At 74.3% G+C, this 16455-nt stretch carries 4 protein-coding genes; all 4 read right to left on the reverse strand.

The window, feature by feature from the left end:
- Positions 1-35: 35 nt before the first annotated feature.
- The gene (locus ACFWW9_RS31180; protein ID WP_390385331.1) at positions 36-1124 is read right to left on the reverse strand and encodes an alpha/beta fold hydrolase; all 1089 of its coding nucleotides are present in this window, start codon (positions 1122-1124) and stop codon (positions 36-38) included.
- Complete coding sequence (locus ACFWW9_RS31185; protein ID WP_390385333.1) at positions 1121-3442, reverse strand: thioester reductase domain-containing protein; 2322 nt, start codon at positions 3440-3442, stop codon at positions 1121-1123. Before ACFWW9_RS31185 ends, ACFWW9_RS31180 begins: the two co-directional genes overlap by 4 nt.
- Positions 3435-11090 (reverse strand): HAD-IIIC family phosphatase, encoded by a 7656-nt coding sequence (locus ACFWW9_RS31190; protein WP_390385335.1) that lies wholly within the window; start codon positions 11088-11090, stop codon positions 3435-3437. Before ACFWW9_RS31190 ends, ACFWW9_RS31185 begins: the two co-directional genes overlap by 8 nt.
- Positions 11090-16455 (reverse strand): type I polyketide synthase (locus tag ACFWW9_RS31195; RefSeq protein WP_390385338.1); only part of this gene is annotated, 5366 nt, incomplete at its 5' end. The genes ACFWW9_RS31190 and ACFWW9_RS31195, both read right to left, overlap by 1 nt.

A 16455-nucleotide genomic window follows, 5' to 3' on the forward strand; every position in this document is an offset into this window, starting at 1 on the left:
GGTCTGGTGGGTGCCCGCTGCGCGGGGCTGGTCGGTCACCGGTGGTCGTCGAGGAAGTCGACGATCCCGCCGAAGACGTCCAGGGCCGCGCCGCGCCCGAGGAACGCGTCCATGTGCCCGTAGCCGGGGATCTCGGCGTAGGTGACGTCCAGCTGGGGCTGTCTGCCGGCCAGCACCTCGTGGCACAGCCGGTTGGAGTCGAGCCAGATCCCGTTCTCGCTGCCCGCCGTCAGCAGCACCGGGCAGTCGATCCGGTCGGCGTGGTCCAGCGCGTTCTCCGGCAGCCGGGCGTAGCGGTGGTCGCGGGTGTTCCACCGCACCACCGCGTGCGCCAGCTCGTTGCGCCGCATGTGCGGCAGGACCCAGGTCGGCACGGAGCCGAACAGCTCGGCGAGCCGGTCGTGGGTGCGCTGGTCGAGGTGGTCGTGCTCGAACAGCGACGCGCCCGTGCCCCACGCGGAGTTGTGCAGCACCTGGCAGGTCGGGTCCGGGCAGTCCGCGCCCAACGACGCCAGCGCGAACACCGGCAGGTACTTCGACCGCAGGCCGACCTTCTTGATGTCCACCGGGACGTGGGCGAACCGCGAGCGCAGCAGCTCGCCGCCGAGGTGCATCCGCAGGCGCGTGCCCCAGGACAGCTTGGGCGTGAGGAACACGCCGTGCGCCACGACGCCCGCCAGCCCCGGCACGAGCCCCGCCGCCATGCTCATCGACAGCGCCATCGCCCCGACGCAGTGGGCGACCGCGAACAGGTCGCGGTCGCCGATCCGCTCGCGGATCAGGGACACGGCGTCCGGGATGTCGTAGAGCGAGACGTCGTCGTAGGAGTAGCGCGTGCGGCCCTCGTTGTAGGGCAGGCGGCAGCTCCCCCGCCAGTCCAGCAGCCACGGCTCGTAGCCCGCGTCGAGCAGCACGTCGACGAGGTTGCGGATCTCGGGCAGCGCGAACATCTCGCTGGACACGGTGTGGCCGTGGATCAGCAGCACGGCCGGGCCGCCGGTGCCGCGCGACACCCGGCACAGCCCCAGCCGGGTGCCGTCGGAGGCGGTGAACGGGACCGGCTCGACGACGGCTCCCTCGAACCGGGCCGCCGCCATCCTGGCCGCGAGCGTGCGGGACGTCATCGGGACCTCACCCTCTTCTTGATCGTCTTGCGGTCCTCGGCGCGGTCGTCGTCCGACTGCCGGTCGAGGGCGTCGCGGCGCAGGTCCAGCAGGTCGGCCACGACCCGGAAACCCGGTTCCAGCAGGCCCTTGCCCATCTCCGGCACGAACCACGCCAGCCACGCGAGCTTCGCGGTCCGCTGCTCCTGCACGGACAGGTCAGGGTTGACCTGGAGCCCGTCGAACTGGTCGCGCAGGTAGCGCTTCGACGGCACCTTGACCACGCCCGTGAAGCTCGCGGCCTCGTTCTCGCGGCCGATCTCGACGGCCAGCGTCCGGGACTGCTTCCACAGGTCGCGGCGGGCGCGGGCGGTCTTCCACCCCTCCAGCCACCACACGCCGCCGTCGGCGTCGCGCAGCCGCAGCCGGTACCGCAGCAGCGGGTGGTCCGACCCGTGCCGCCGGGGCACGCCCTCGTCCGGCCGGATCCACACCTCGCCGTGCTCGACGGCCAACGGCCGGTCGTGCACCTCGGCGCACTTCAGCGAGCCGTCGCGGACGTCCAGGTGGTGCTTCCCCTTGCGCGCCAACTGGTACATGCTCGCGATCGACAGCGTCATCCGCAGCGTGCAGGCGCTCTCGGCGTCCCCTGACACGGGCCCGAGCCTGCCCTTCATGACCTCCGGGAACCACAGGTGCGGCGGATCGTCCCGGCCGGGCAACGTGATCAGCCCGTCGCGGACCATCCGCTCGTAGTTCTTCAGGCTCTGCACCGCGCCGTAGCGGACCGGCGCGGGCAGGTCGTGCCGGGCGGCGAACGCCTCGGTGCGCTCCCCGGTCGCGGCCGGGCCGGTCAGGTTGGCCTCGCACAACTTCAACGCCGTGGGACTGCCCATCACCCGGACCAGGAAGTCCAGCTCCGGCACGGGATCGGCGGCCGAGCGGGCCAGGAAGTCCTCGTGCCAGTCCTCCCACGCCATCACCTGGACGTTCATCCCGCCCAGCTCCAGGTCGCGGACCATCTCCGGCAGCGTGTTCGGCCGTCCGGCGAGGTTGTAGTTCTGGCCCCACCCGTCCGGCTCGCACACGATCGCCGCGGCGATCCGGCTCACCCAGTCGACCGGGGCGACGTTGAAGTAGCGGAACGCGGGCACCCTGCGGTAGCGGGAGAACGCCGACGCGAAGCCGCAGCTCAGGTCGTGCGCGTTGTAGGCGCCGGTCTTGGTGTGCCCGGCGATGCCGCCGGGGCGCAGCACGGTCGCGGTGAGACCGCGTTCACGGGCCCGCCGCAGCAGCACCTCGCCCGCCCACTTCGCCTTGTCGTACCCGGCCACGAGCCGGGTCACGTTGGCCAGCGGGTCGTCCTCGCCCATCGACGCGATGCCGATCTCGTTGAACACCGCGATGGACGACACGTGGTGCAGCGGCTTGGACCGCCCGGTCATCGCCAGTTCGGCGAGGGTCAGCACGCCGAGCACGTTGGACTGCCGCAACGACGGGTAGCCGCGCAGGAAGTCCACGGCCGCGCCCACGCTGACGACCGAGTCGAGGTCGAGCGTGAGCCGGGTCCACACCTCGGCGGACAGGCCCAGCCGCGGCTGCCGCAGGTCGCCCGCCAGCACGGTCGTGCGGCGGCGGATCTCGGCCGACCACGGCAGGTCGAACCCCTTGAGCGCGTCGCCGAGGCGTTGCACGGCCGCGGTGTCGTCGGTCGCGCGCACCAGGCACACGACGTGCGCGTCGCTGTGCCGCAGCAGGTCCAGCAGCAGGTGGCCGCCGAGGAAGCCGGTGGCCCCGGTCAGCAGGATCCGACTCGGCGCGACCGGGTCCGGCGGGTCGCACCACGGCAGGGTGTCGGCGAGCGCCAGGTCGGCCGCGATCAGGTCCAGGTCCTCCCGCCCGTCGGTCGGGACCACCGGTCCACGGCCCGCGGGCACCAGTTCGGCGACGGGCACGCCGAGCCACTTCTCCGCGAGCCTGCGGGGCCGGGCGTCGGCGAAGACGTCGTCCAGGTCGAGCCGGACGTCGAGGTCGCGGTCGAGCGCCGCGACGAGTTCCACGGCGTGCACCGAGGACGCGCCCGCGTCGAACAGGTCGGTCTCGGCGTCGAGCGGCACGCCCGGCAGCCGCGTGGCCGCCGTCTCGACGATGGCCCGCGCCAACGACTCCACCGTCCACGGCGCGCCGGTGCGGACCGCGGTCGCCACCGGCTCGGCCCGGCGGAGACCGGCGAGCAGGTCGGCCGCCCGTGCCGCCCGGTTCCCGCCGCTCTCGAACAGTTCGGCCTCCCGCGTGCGGTCGACCTCGCGGTTCCGCGCGTCACCACCGGGTTCACCCATCGGACACCTCCACACCGTGCGATTCGAGGTCCCAGGACCGGAAGTCCCGGAGCCGGGTCGGGGCGACGACCGCGTCCAACCGCGGTCCGCCGCCGAGCGCGGTCACCAGCCGCCGGGCGGGCGCGTTGCGCGGGCCGTGCTCGGCGGTCAGCCGGACGGCGGCGCACCCGAGCGCCTCGGCGCGGTCGGCCAGCCACCCGAGCAGCCGTTCCTCCGCGCCTCGGCCGAGGACGCGGCAGCTCAACATCCACGCGACCACGTCGAGCGCGCCGCGGTCCTGGCGCAGCACCAGCAGCCCGATCTGCCCGTAGTCGCCGAACCGGTCGCGCGCCACGACGGTCCACACCTCGCCGTCGCGCTGCCACCGCACGAGAGCGGCCTCGTCCAAACCGCCCGGCCGGAGGGTGAACTGGTTCGTCCGGCGGCTCAGCTGCACCGACCGCTCGACCGTCTCCTCCACGAGCGGGCGGATGTCGAGTTCCAGCTGGAGCCGGTCGAGGAACTCGGCGAACGTCGTCCGCTCGCGCACCTCGGCGCGGGCCACGTCCTGGCGGTAGAACTCCGCGCGGGCCGCGTCCTCCGCGGTCGCGGGACGGGGGACCACCGGCCACAGCCGCCGCACGAACGCCTCCAGCCGGTCGACCGGCGGGCACGTCAGGCACAGCACCTCGGGCAGCGCGGCCCGCACGGCGGCGATCTCGACCGGGTTGTCGTCCAGGAACAGGAAGGAGTCCAGCCCGAGCCGCAGCCGTTCGGCGGCCTTCTCGATCCGGCCGGACTTCGGGTCCCACCCGGTCGACAGGACGCTGAAGTGCTCGGCGCGCAGCGGGCTGTCCGGCCGTCGCAGCACGTCCAGCACGGTGGCCTCGTCGTTCTTGGACACCAGCACGAGCAGCACGCCCGCCGCCCGCCACGCCAGCAGCCGTCGGGCGAGCAGCTCGCGCGGCCCGGAGAAGTCGACGCCGTCCGGCCCGACCTCGCCCGCGATCCCGCTCCACAGCGTCTCGTCGCCGTCGACCACGACCACCTTCGGCGGCGGCCTCCGCACGGCCGTCAGCACGTCGGTCACGGCCAGCGCGACCTCCGCCTCGAACTCCGCGCGGAACGGCATGTGCGCCAAGGCGTCCTTGCGCTCTTCGAACGGGTCGTCGGTCCGGTCGACGTCCACGACGGCGATGCCGGGGTGGTCGCGCACCGCCGCCGCGACGTCCCGCTCCCACCGGCGGGTCCGGTCGTCGGCCGTCCGGTCCGGCAGGAAGGCGACGACGACGGGCATCCCCGTCCGGTCGGCCAGCGACCGCAGGGCCCGCGGGTACCGCTCCCCCAGTTCGGCGAGCACCTCGTCGGTCACCGGCCCGAACCGGCCGAGGTCGCCCGCGCGCAGCAGGACCACCCCGGCGGCCGTCGACGGTCCGGCGAACACCCCGGCCGGGTCGAGCACGGCGGACAGCACCTGGTGGTACGGGGCTTCGGCGACGGACAGGCCGGTGTCGCTGAGGGTGGCCGTGAGCAGGGCGGGCAGGTTGCCCAGGGCGAACGTGGCCGCCACGGCGACCGTCGCCCGGCGGCCGGGGAGCGCGGGCGACTCGGGGTCGGCCGCGACCAGGGCCAGCAGGTCCTCGCCGAACCGGGCGCAGGCAGCCTCGTCGAGCACGTCCAGGGTGTGGTCCAGCCGCACCTGGCCGAGGTCGGGGGTGACCGTGACCATCAGGTCCAGGTCCGAGTACCCGGTGCCCGCGGGCAGCACCTCCACGCCGCCGACGTCCGACGCCTGCGGCCGGATGTAGTTGAAGTAGACCTCGACCAGCGGGGCGTCCGGCCGGTGCAGGCCCTCCCCGACCAGGGTGGTCATCAGGTCGACGAAGGACGTGCCCTGGTCGAGCATCGCGGTGAGCCTGGTGTCGGTGCGGCGCAGCACGTCCACGACCCGCTCGTCCGCACCGACCTCGGCGGGGAACGGGACCGGGACGCCGAAGAACCCGACCGCCCCGACGGCGTCGGCCCGCATCCGGGTGTCCACCGGCACCGCGAGCGCGAACCGGTTCCGGCCGCGCGGCCGGGCCAGCAGCACTTGGAGCGCCCCGAGCCACCACGCGGCCGGGGTGATGCCCAAGCGTCCGGCCTGTGTCGCGACCTCGTCCACCAGACCGGGCGGGAGGTCCACGAACCGGGTCGCGGCCCGGTAGGTCCGCTTCGCCGGGCGGGAATCCGCCAGGTCCAGCCTCCGGGACCCGGTGAACAGCGCCTTCCAGTCCGGTGTGGACTGCTCGTCGCGGTCCACGGGTTGCGCCCGCAGCAGGGCTTCGACGTCCTGGTTGGACACCACGGCGGGCAGACCGCCATCGGTCAGCTCCGCGGCCACCAGCATCAACGATGGAGCGTCCGCCACCGCGTGGTGGGCACCGAAGACGAGGGCCTGCCGTCCGGACGGGCCGTCCAGCAGCTCGAACCGCCAGAGCGGGGCCGTGGCGAGGTCGAACGGCGGTGCCATCAGCTCGCGGAGCCGCTCCTCCACGTCCACGTCGTCGGCGACCGCCGACCAGCGCGGCGCGAAGCCCGGCAGCTCGCGCCGGACCTCCATCCGGTGGCCGTGCTCGGGATCGGCGACGAGGGCCGTCCGCAGTGCGGCGTGCCGGTCGGCGATCCGACCGAGCGCGGCTGCCAGCGCGTCCGGTGTCGTGGGGGTGGCCAGCCGGACGGCGAGTCCGATGTGGTGCGCGACGCCGGGCGTGCCCTGCTGTTCGGCGCGCAGCAGCCGCATCACGTCACGGGTGGCGGGAAGGTGGACGACGTCCTCCACGGGGGCGTCCACGGGCCGCGCCGGGGCGGTGGTCGGGGTCTGGTCGCCCAGGTGGTCGGCGAGGTCGGCGACGCTCGCGCCGTTGAGCAGCATCGTGACCGGCACCGTGCGGCCGAAGTCGGCCTCGACCAAGCCGCGGGTCCGCATGGCGGTCACGGAGTCCATGCCCAGCGCCGACAACGGGGCCCGCACGTCGAGCTGTCCGGCCTCGAAGCCCATCAGGGCCCCGATCCCGTCCCGCAGCCGGTCGAGCACCGGTCCGCCGCTCCGGGTGGGGGTGAGCGCCGGCATCCGCGTCACGCCCATGGCGACGCAGGACGGCTCATCGGAGGCGAGGGCGGTGTCGAACAGCCGCAAGCCCTGGTCCGTGCTCAACGCCGTCATCCAGCCCGCGCCCGGATCGGCCGCCAGGTCGCGGGTCAGGCCGGTCCGCTCGGCCCAGAGCCCCCAGGCGACCGAGAGACCGGGGAGGCCCGCCGCCCGGCGGTGGTGGGCCAGCGCGTCGAGGAACACGTTCGCCGCGGCGTAGTTGGCCTGGCCGGCGTTGCCGATCGTGCCCGCGGCGGACGAGAAGACCACGAACGCCGCCAGGTCCAGGCCCGCGGTCAACTCGTGCAGGTGCCAGGCCGCGTCCGCCTTGGGACGCAGCACGGTGTCGACCCGGTCGGGGGTGAGGGAGTCGAGCAGACCGTCGTCGAGCACGCCCGCCGTGTGCACCACGGCCGTCAGCGGGAACTCCGGCGGAATGCCCTTGAGGACGGCGGCCAGCGCCGCCCGGTCCGCCACGTCGCACACCTCGACGCTCACGTGCGTCCCGAGTCCGGTCAGGTCCTCGCGCAGCGCGGCGGCTCCCTCGGCCGCGTCGCCCTGCCGGGACAGCAGCAGGACGTGCCGAGCGCCGGACCGGGCCGCGTGCCGGGCGAAGTGGGCTCCCAGACCGCCGGTCCCGCCGGTGATCAGCACCGTGCCGTCACCCAGGTCCGGCCGGGTGGCGTCCGCTGGCTCACGCCGCCGCAGGCGCGGTTCGTGGACCCGGCCGTCGCGCACCGCCGCCTGGGGCAGGTCGAGCGCCGCCGCGTCCACGAGCCCCGCGGTGTCGTCCAGGTCCACCAGGCCGAACCGGCCGGGGTTCTCCGCCTGGGCGGCGCGGACCAGCCCCCACACCGGGGCCTGCACGACGTCCGGGTCGTCCGCCAGCACCGCTCCCCTGGTCACCACCACCAGCCGGGAGGACATCGTCGCGGGATCGGCCAGCCACTCCTTCAGGTGGCGCAGCACGTCGTTCAGCCGCGACCGCACCGCGGCGGGCACGTCCTCGTCCGGCGAGCGCGGCGCGACGGGCAGGAGGACTACCGGTGCCACCCGACGCTCCGAGAGCAACGCCCAGTCGGCGGGCACATGGGTCGTGGTCGAGGGCTCCCACGCCAGGTCGAACAGTGCCGAGCCGTCGGTGCGCGGCACCGGCCGCAGCACGATCGAGTCGACATCAGCGACCGCGGCACCCGTCGAGTCCCACAGCCGGACCGAGATCGCATCCGGCCCGGCGGGCGCGATCCGGACCCGCAGCGCGTCCGCCCCACGGCGGTGCAGCCGCACGCCGTTCCAGGCGAACGGCATCCGCGCCGAGTCCTGCCCCACGACGGCGGCGTGCAAAGCAGCGTCCAGCAAAGCGGGGTGCAGGCCGAACCCGGTGGACCGCGGTCCCCGGAGGACGGCTTCGGCGAAGACCTCCTCGCCCCGCCGCCACATCCTGGTCAGGCCGCGGAAAGCCGGTCCGTACTCCAGGCCGAGGTCCGCCAACGCCGGATAGGCGTCGTCGAGCCCGACCTCCTGCGCTCCGCTGGGCGGCCACACGGCCTCGGGCTCGCCGGGCTCGGTGTCCCGCTTCGCGAGCACACCGGTGGCGTGCCGCGTCCACGTCCCGTCGGCGTGCGAGTAGAGGTCCAGCGTCCGGGCCCCGTCCCGCTCCGGACCGACGACCGCCTGCACCCGGACACCACCGGACGGCAGGACGAGCGGCGTCTCCAGGACGAGTTCGTCCACGAAGGAGCAGCCCACCTCGTCCCCCGCCCGCCAGGCCATCTCCACGAAAGCGGCTCCGGGCAACAAGGCCATTCCGTCGACGCGGTGGTCCTCCAGCCAGGGCAACGAGATCCGGCCGGACAGCATCACGCCACGCCCGTCGGCCACCTCCACGGCCGCACCCAACAGCGGGTGGCCCGCGTTCACCGGACCGGCGGAGGCGTCCAGCCAGAACCTCTGCCGCTGGAACGGGTACGTCGGCAACGCGATACGCCGACCGCCCGACGCGAAACCCGCCCAGTCGACCGGGGCACCGACCACGAACGCCTCGGCGGCCGCCGCCGTCACCCGGTCGGCCCCGCCCTCGTCGCGGCGCAGGGTGCCCACGACCTTCGCCGACGACCCCCGCGCGTCCACGGTCTCCTGGACCGCGACACCGAGCACGGGGTGTGGGCTGACCTCGATCACCACGTCGACCCCTCGGTCGAGCAGCGCGGTCGTGGCCCGCTCGAACTCCACGGTCTGCCGCAGGTTCCGGTACCAGTACCCGGCGTCCAGCTCACGGGTGTCGAGCAGCCCACCGGTCACCGACGAGCAGAACGGCACCTCACCCGCCCGCGGCCGCACGGGTTCCAGCACGCGCAGCAGTTCGTCCTCGATCCGCTCGACGTGCGCGGAGTGCGACGCGTAGTCCACGGCGATCCGCCGGACCCGCACGCCGTCGCCCTCCAGCCGGGCTTGCAGGCGGTCCAGCGCCTCGACGTCCCCGGACACCACCGTGGACGTCGGCCCGTTGACGGCGGCCACCGAGCACCCGGCGTCCAAGCGGTCGCGCACGTCGGCGACCGGCAGCGCCACCGACAGCATCCCGCCCGCCCCGGCCAACGCCACCAAGGCCTTGGCGCGCAACGCGACCACCCGAGCACCGTCCTCCAACGACAGACCACCGGCGACGCACGCGGCGGCGATCTCCCCCTGGCTGTGCCCGGCAACAAACGACGGCGTGACACCGAGGGACTCCCACACGGCGGCCAGCGACACCATCACCGCCCACGACACCGGCTGCACCACGTCCACCCGGTCGAACACGCCCTCCTGAACGACCTCGACCAACGACCAGTCCACGAACGCGCCCAACGCCTTCTCGCACTCGCCCATCCGCTCGGCGAACACCGGCGACTCCCGCAGCAGGTCACGCCCCATGCCCGCCCACTGCGCGCCCTGGCCGGGGAACACGAACCCGACGACACCCCGGCCCGCGACACCCGTCACCACGTCCGGGCTCGACACCCCCGCCGCCAGTGCGGGAAGACCGCCTCCCAGCACCACCGCGCGGTGCTCCAGCACCGCCCGACCGGCGGCGAGCGTGAACCCCACGTCGACCGGGTCCAGCTCGGGAACCCGTGCCAGCAACCGGGCCGCCTGCTCGCGCACCGCCGACGCCGTCCGGCCCGACAGCACCCACGGCCGGGCCTCGCCGGGCGACGGCTCCTCGGGGTCGGCCTGTTCGAGGACCACGTGGGCGTTCGTCCCGCTCAGCCCGAACGACGACACCCCGGCCCGCCGCGGCCGCCCGGTCTCGGGCCACGCCACGGCCTCCGTCGCCAGCGACACGGCTCCGGTGTCCCAGTCCACGTGCGACGACGGCTCGTCCACGTGCAACGTCCTCGGCACTAGCCCGTGCCACATCGCCAGCACCGTCTTGATCACACCCGCCACGCCCGCGGCGGCCTGCGCGTGGCCGATGTTCGACTTCAGCGACCCCAACACCAGCGGCCGTTCCCGCCCTTGGCCGTAGGTCGCCAGCAGGGCTTGGGCCTCGATCGGGTCGCCCAGTCGGGTCCCGGTCCCGTGCCCCTCCACCACGTCCACGTCCGCGGGCTCCAGCCGCGCGTCCGCCAACGCCTGCCGCACCACCCGCTGCTGCGACGGGCCGTTCGGCGCGGTCACACCGTTCGACGCGCCGTCCTGGTTGACCGCCGACCCGCGCACCACGGCCAGCACCCGGTGCCCGTGGCGGCGGGCGTCGGACAGCCGTTCCAGCACGAGCACGCCGACGCCCTCGGAGAACCCGGTCCCGTCGGCGGCCGACGCGAACGCCTTGCACCGCCCGTCCGCGGCCAACCCCTGCTGGTGCGCGAACTCCACGAACAGGTCGGTGGTCGCCATGACCGTCACGCCACCGGCCAACGCCAGCGACGACTCGCCGGACCGCAGCGACCGCACCGCGAGGTGCAGCGCCACCAGCGACGACGAGCAGGCCGTGTCGACCGTGACCGCCGGTCCTTCCAGCCCGAACGCGTAGGCGACCCGACCGGACAGCAGGCTCGCCGACCCGCCGGTCAGCACGTACCCGGCCACGTCCTCCTCGGCCACGGCCCGGTGCGCGTAGTCCTGGCCGGTCGTGCCGGTGAACACGCCGGTGCGCGTCTCCTTCAGCGAGCGCGGGTCGATCCCGGCGTCCTCCAACGCCTCCCACGAGGTTTCCAGCAGGAGCCGCTGCTGCGGGTCCATCGCCGCGGCCTCCCGCGGCGAGATCCCGAAGAACCCCGCGTCGAAATCGGCGGCCCCGGCGAGGAACCCGCCCCGACCGGTGGCGGCCCAGCCACGATCCACGGGGAACTCACCTATCGCGTCCACACCGTCCACGAGCAGGTCCCACAGCTCGTCGGGGGACGTGACACCGCCCGGCAGCCGACAGCCCATGCCCACGATCGCGATGGGTTCGGACCGCCGCCCTTCCAGTTCGCCCAAGCGTTTGCGGGTCTCGTGCAGTTCGACCGCGACGCTCTTGAGGTGGTCGAGCAACTCGCTCTCCGTCGGCATCACGCACCCGCCTCCCTGACATCGCTCAAGATCCGCCGCGTCCCGGAGATCCCGAGATCGTTGGTGATGAAGTCCAGGACCTCCGCCGCCGACGCCCCCGCCAGCCGCTCGGCCACGCCGTCGCCCACCGGCGTCGGCGGCTCCTCCTCGCGCGGGGTGTCGCCGACGAGGTGGTCGGCCAGCTTCGTCGGCGACGGGTAGTCGAAGACCACCGTCCGCGACAGCCGCCGCCCGGTCGCGGTCGTCAACCGGTTGCGCAGCTCGACCGCCGTCAGCGAGTCGAAGCCCAGGTCGTCGAACGCCCGGTCCGGGTCGACGGCGGTGGCGTCACCGTGCCCGAGCACGATCGCCGCCTCCGTCCGGACCAGCTCCTCCAGCGACCGCCGCCGCTCGGCCGCCGTCATCCCCGCCAGCCGGTCCACAAAGGACTCAGTGGTCGCCGCGACCCTCCGTCGCGGCGGGACCAATCCGGCAAGCAACGGCGGCGGGTCCTCGACCGCCCGCAACGCCGTCAGGTCCAGGCCCGTCGCCACGGCCACCGCGTCCGGCCCGGTCCGCGCGAGGGCCCGGTCGAACAACGCCAACCCCTGCCGGGTGGTCAACGCGGGCAACCCGCCGCCCGCCAGCCGACGGACCCCGGTCTCGTCGAGCCGCGCGGTCAGGCCCGTCCGCTCGTCCCACAGACCCCACGCCAGTGACAGCCCCGGCAGCCCACCGGCCCGCCGGTGGTTCACCAGCGCGTCGAGGAACACGTTCGCCGCCGCGTAGTTCGCCTGCCCCGCGCCGCCGAGCGTCCCGGCGATCGACGAGAACACCACGAACGCCGCCAAGTCCATCCCGGCCGTCAGCTCGTGCAGGTGCCAGGCCGCGTCCACCTTGGGCCGCAGCACCGCGTCCACCCGGTCCGGCGTCAGCGTCTCCAGAACTCCATCGTCGAGCACTCCGGCCGCGTGGACCACCGCCGTCACCGGGTGCTCGGCGAGGACGGCCGCGAGTTGGGCGCGGTCGGCGACATCGCAGGCCACGATCGTGACGCGTTCGCCCAACTCCTCGCGCAACGCGGCAGCGCCTTCGGCGTCCGGACCCTGTCGGGACAGCAGCAGGAGGTGCCGCGCGCCTTGACCGGCGACATGCCTCGCCACGTGCGCGCCGAGCCCGCTGGTCCCACCGGTGATCACAACGGTCCCGCCGCCGAGCACCACGCCGTCGGCGGGCATGGTCAGCACGACCTTGCCGGTCGTCCGCCCCTGGCCCAGCGGCCGGAACGCCTCTGCGGCCCGCCGCACGTCCCACGTCCGCACCGGCAGCGGGCGCAGAACCCCTTGCCGGAACAGTGCCACCAGCTCCAGCAGCATCTCCTGGACGCGTTCGGGCCCGGCCGAGCCGATCAGCTCGAACGCCCGGTAGGTGATGTCCGCGCGGAGGTCGGCCGGGTCGCGGACGTCGGTCCGGCCCATCTCGACGAACCGCCCGCCCGCGGCCAGCAGCCGCAGGGAGGCGTCGACGAACTCGCCCGCCAGCGCGTTGAGCACGACGTCGACCCCGCGCCCGCCCGTGGTCTCGAGGAACCGCCGTTCGAAGTCGAGCGTGCGGGAGGACGCGATCCGGTCGTCCGGCACGCCGAGCCGCCGCACCTCGTCCCACTTGCTCTCGCTGGCCGTCCCGAACACCTCTACGCCCAGGTGCCGGGCCAGTTGGACGGCGGCCATGCCCACCCCGCCCGCGGCGGCGTGCACCAGCAGCGACTCCCCCGCCCGCACACTCGCCAGGTCCACCAGCGCGTGGTAGGCCGTCAGGAACACGACCGGGACCGACGCGGCCGTCTCGAACGACCAGTCGTCCGGGATCCGGGCGACCATCCGGCGGTCGGCCACCGCGAGCGAGCCGAACGCGTCGGTCACCAGCCCGAACACGGAGTCGCCCACGGCGAGGTCCCGCACGTCGGCCCCGACCTCCACGACCACGCCCGCCGCCTCGGCTCCGAGCCGGGTCTCGCCGGGGTACATGCCCAGGGTCATCAGGACGTCGCGGAAGTTCACCCCGGCGGCACGGACCTCGATCCGCACCTCGCCCGCCGCGAGCGGCACCCGCGGCGCGGGGACCAGGGCCAGGTTCTCCAACGTCCCCTCGCCCTGCACCACCATCCGCCACGGCACGGCCGGGACGACCAGGCCGTCCGAGGGCGCGGCCCGACGGAGCCGGGGCGCGTGGAGGGCGTCGTCGCGGACCGCCACCTGCGGCAGGCCGGACGCCACGGCGGCGACCAGCCCGGACCGCCGGTGGTCCAGGTCGACGAGGGTGATCCGGCCGGGGTTCTCGGTCTGCGCGGTCCGGACCAGGCCCCACACCGGGGCCTGGGACAGGTCGGCCGCGCCGGTGCCCGTGGACACCGCCCCTTCGGTGACAACGACCAGGCGGGACGAGCCCAGCACGTCCTCGCCCAGCCACCGCCGCACCTGGTCCAGCAGGCCGTGGAGCCGGGTCCGCACCTGGTGCGGCACCCCGCCCGCGATGGCGGCGGACACCGGCAGCAGCACGACGGTCGGCGCGGGCAGACCCCCGCGCACGGCCGCGGCCAGGTCCCCGATCGACGGGAACACCGGCAGTCCCGGCGGCGCGTCCGCTCCGGTCGTGACGACCGCCCAGCGGTCCGTGTCGCCCGCCGATCGAACCGGCGGCTGCTCCGTCCACTCCAGACTCAACAGCGCACCACCGCCGTCCTGGCCCGCGAGCTGCTCCGGCGTGATCGGCCGCAGCACCAGCGAGTCGACGGCCACGACCGGAGCGCCGGTCGGGTCCACCGCCGTGATCGAGAGGGCGTCCGGACCCGCCGGGGCGATCCGGACCCGCAGCGCGGTCGCCTGGCGGGCGGACAACGAGATCCCGGTCCACGCGAACGGCAGCCGCACGGCCCGCCCGTCGAGCACCCCGGCGTGCAGGGCGGCGTCCAGCAGCGCGGGGTGGACGCCGAACTCCCCCGGCTCGCCGGGAAGGGAGACCTCGGCGAAGACCTCCTCGCCGCGCCGCCACAACCGGGTCAGCCCACGGAAGGCCGGGCCGTACTCCAGGCCGAGATCCGCCAGCGCGGCGTAGAGGTCCGGGTGGACGACCTCGGTCGCATCGGCCGGTGGCCACGTCGGGTCGGGCAGGGCGGTCGGAACCTCCTCGCCGAGCTGGCCGGTGGCGTGCCGGGTCCACACCGGCGGGCCTTCGGGGCTGGAGTGGATCGTCAAGGTTCGAGTCCGGTCCACCATGACCTGGATCCGCACCGATCCCTGCTCGGGCAGCACCAACGGCGTCTCCAGGACCAGGTCCTCCAGCCGCGGGCAGCCCACCTCGTCGCCCGCCCGCAACGCCATCTCGACGAACGCGGTTCCCGGCAGCAACGCCGTTCCCCACACGCGGTGGTCCGCCAGCCAGGGCTGCGCCCGCAGCGAGAGCCGCCCGGTCAGCACCACGCCCTGGTCCTCGGCCAACACCACCGACGTCCCCAGCAGCGGATGTCCGGCCGCGTCGGCGTGCACCCGGTCCGCCGACGGCGTCAGCCAGAACCGCTGCCGGTCGAACGCGTACGTCGGCAGCGACACCCGACGACCGCCGGGCAGCAGCGCGCGCCACGCGACCGGCGCGCCCGCGGTGAACGTCTCGGCCGCCGCCGTCACGACCCGCCCGAGGCCGCCGTCGTCCCGCCGGAGCGTCCCGACGAACGCCGCTGACGACTCCAGGTCCTCGCACGTGCCCTGGAGACCGACGCCCAGCACCGGGTGCGGGCTCACCTCGACGAACACGCCGACGCCTTCGGCGAGCAACGTCGTCGTCGCCCGCGCGAACTCGACGGTCTGCCGCAGGTTCCGGTACCAGTACCCGGCGTCCAGCTCACGGGTGTCGAGCAGCTCACCGGTCACCGACGAGCAGAACGGCACGTGGCCCTCTCGCGGCCGCACCGGCTCCAGGACCCGCAGCAACTCGTCCTCGATCCGTTCCACGTGCGCGGAGTGCGAGGCGTAGTCGACGTCGATCCGGCGCACCCGGACCCCGTCCCGTTCCAGCTCGGCCACCAGCCGGTCGAGCGCGTCGCGGTCGCCGGAGACGACCGTCGACGTCGGCCCGTTCACCGCCGCCACCGAACACCCGACTTCCAGGCGGTCCCGCACGTCGGTGACCGGCAGCGCCACGGACACCATCCCGCCGGACCCCGCCAACGCCACGAGTGCTTTGCTGCGCAACGCGACCACGCGAGCGCCGTCCTCAAGCGACAGCCCACCGGCGACGCACGCGGCGGCGATCTCCCCCTGGCTGTGCCCCGCGACAAACGACGGCGTAACACCCACCGACTCCCACACGGCGGCCAGCGACACCATCACCGCCCACGACACCGGCTGCACCACGTCCACCCGGTCGAACACGCCCTCCTGAACGACCTCGACCAACGACCAGTCCACGAACGCGCTCAACGCCTTCTCGCACTCGGCCATCCGCGCCGCGAACACCGGCGACTCCACCAGCAGCTCGCGCCCCATCCCTGCCCACTGGGCACCTTGGCCGGGGAACACGAAGCCGACCGCGCGCTCGCCGACGGTCGTCGACGTCAGCACGCCGGGAGCCGAGACCCCGTCCGCCAACGCGGAAAGCCCGGCCAGCAACCGATCCCGGTCACCGCCCAGCACCACGGCCCGGTGCTCGAACAGGCCTCGGGTCGTGACCAGCGCCGCGCCGACGTCGACCGGGTCCAGGTCGGGACCCGTCGCCGCCAGCCGCCTGGCCTGCGCTCGCACCGCCGACGCCGTGCGGCCCGACAGCACCCACGGCACGACCGGCAGCGACACCTCCGGCGCGGTCTCGACGACGGCGGGAGCCTGTTCCAGCACGACGTGGGCGTTCGTCCCGCTCACCCCGAACGCCGACACACCCGCCCGACGAGGACGGCCGGTCTCCGGCCACGCCAGCGCCTCGGTCGCCAGCGTCACCGCGCCCGACGTCCAGTCCACGTGGGACGACGGCTCGTCCACGTGCAGCGTCCTGGGCACGACCCCGTGCCGCATCGCCTGCACCATCTTGATCACACCCGCCACGCCCGCAGCGGCCTGGGCGTGACCGATGTTCGACTTCAACGACCCCAACACCAGCGGCCGTTCGCGGTCCTGGCCGTAGGTCGCGAGCACCGCCTGCGCCTCAATCGGGTCGCCCAACTCGGTTCCGGTGCCGTGGGCTTCCACGACGTCGACCTCGGCGGGCGTCAGCCCCGCGTTCGCCAGCGCTTGGCGGATCACCCGCTGCTGCGACGGGCCGTTGGGCGCGGTGAGCCCGTTCGACGCGCCGTCCTGGTTCATCGCCGTCCCGCGCACGACGGCCAACACCTGGTGGC

The organism is Umezawaea sp. NPDC059074 (assembly GCF_042738955.1).
GTDB lineage: Bacteria > Actinomycetota > Actinomycetes > Mycobacteriales > Pseudonocardiaceae > Umezawaea.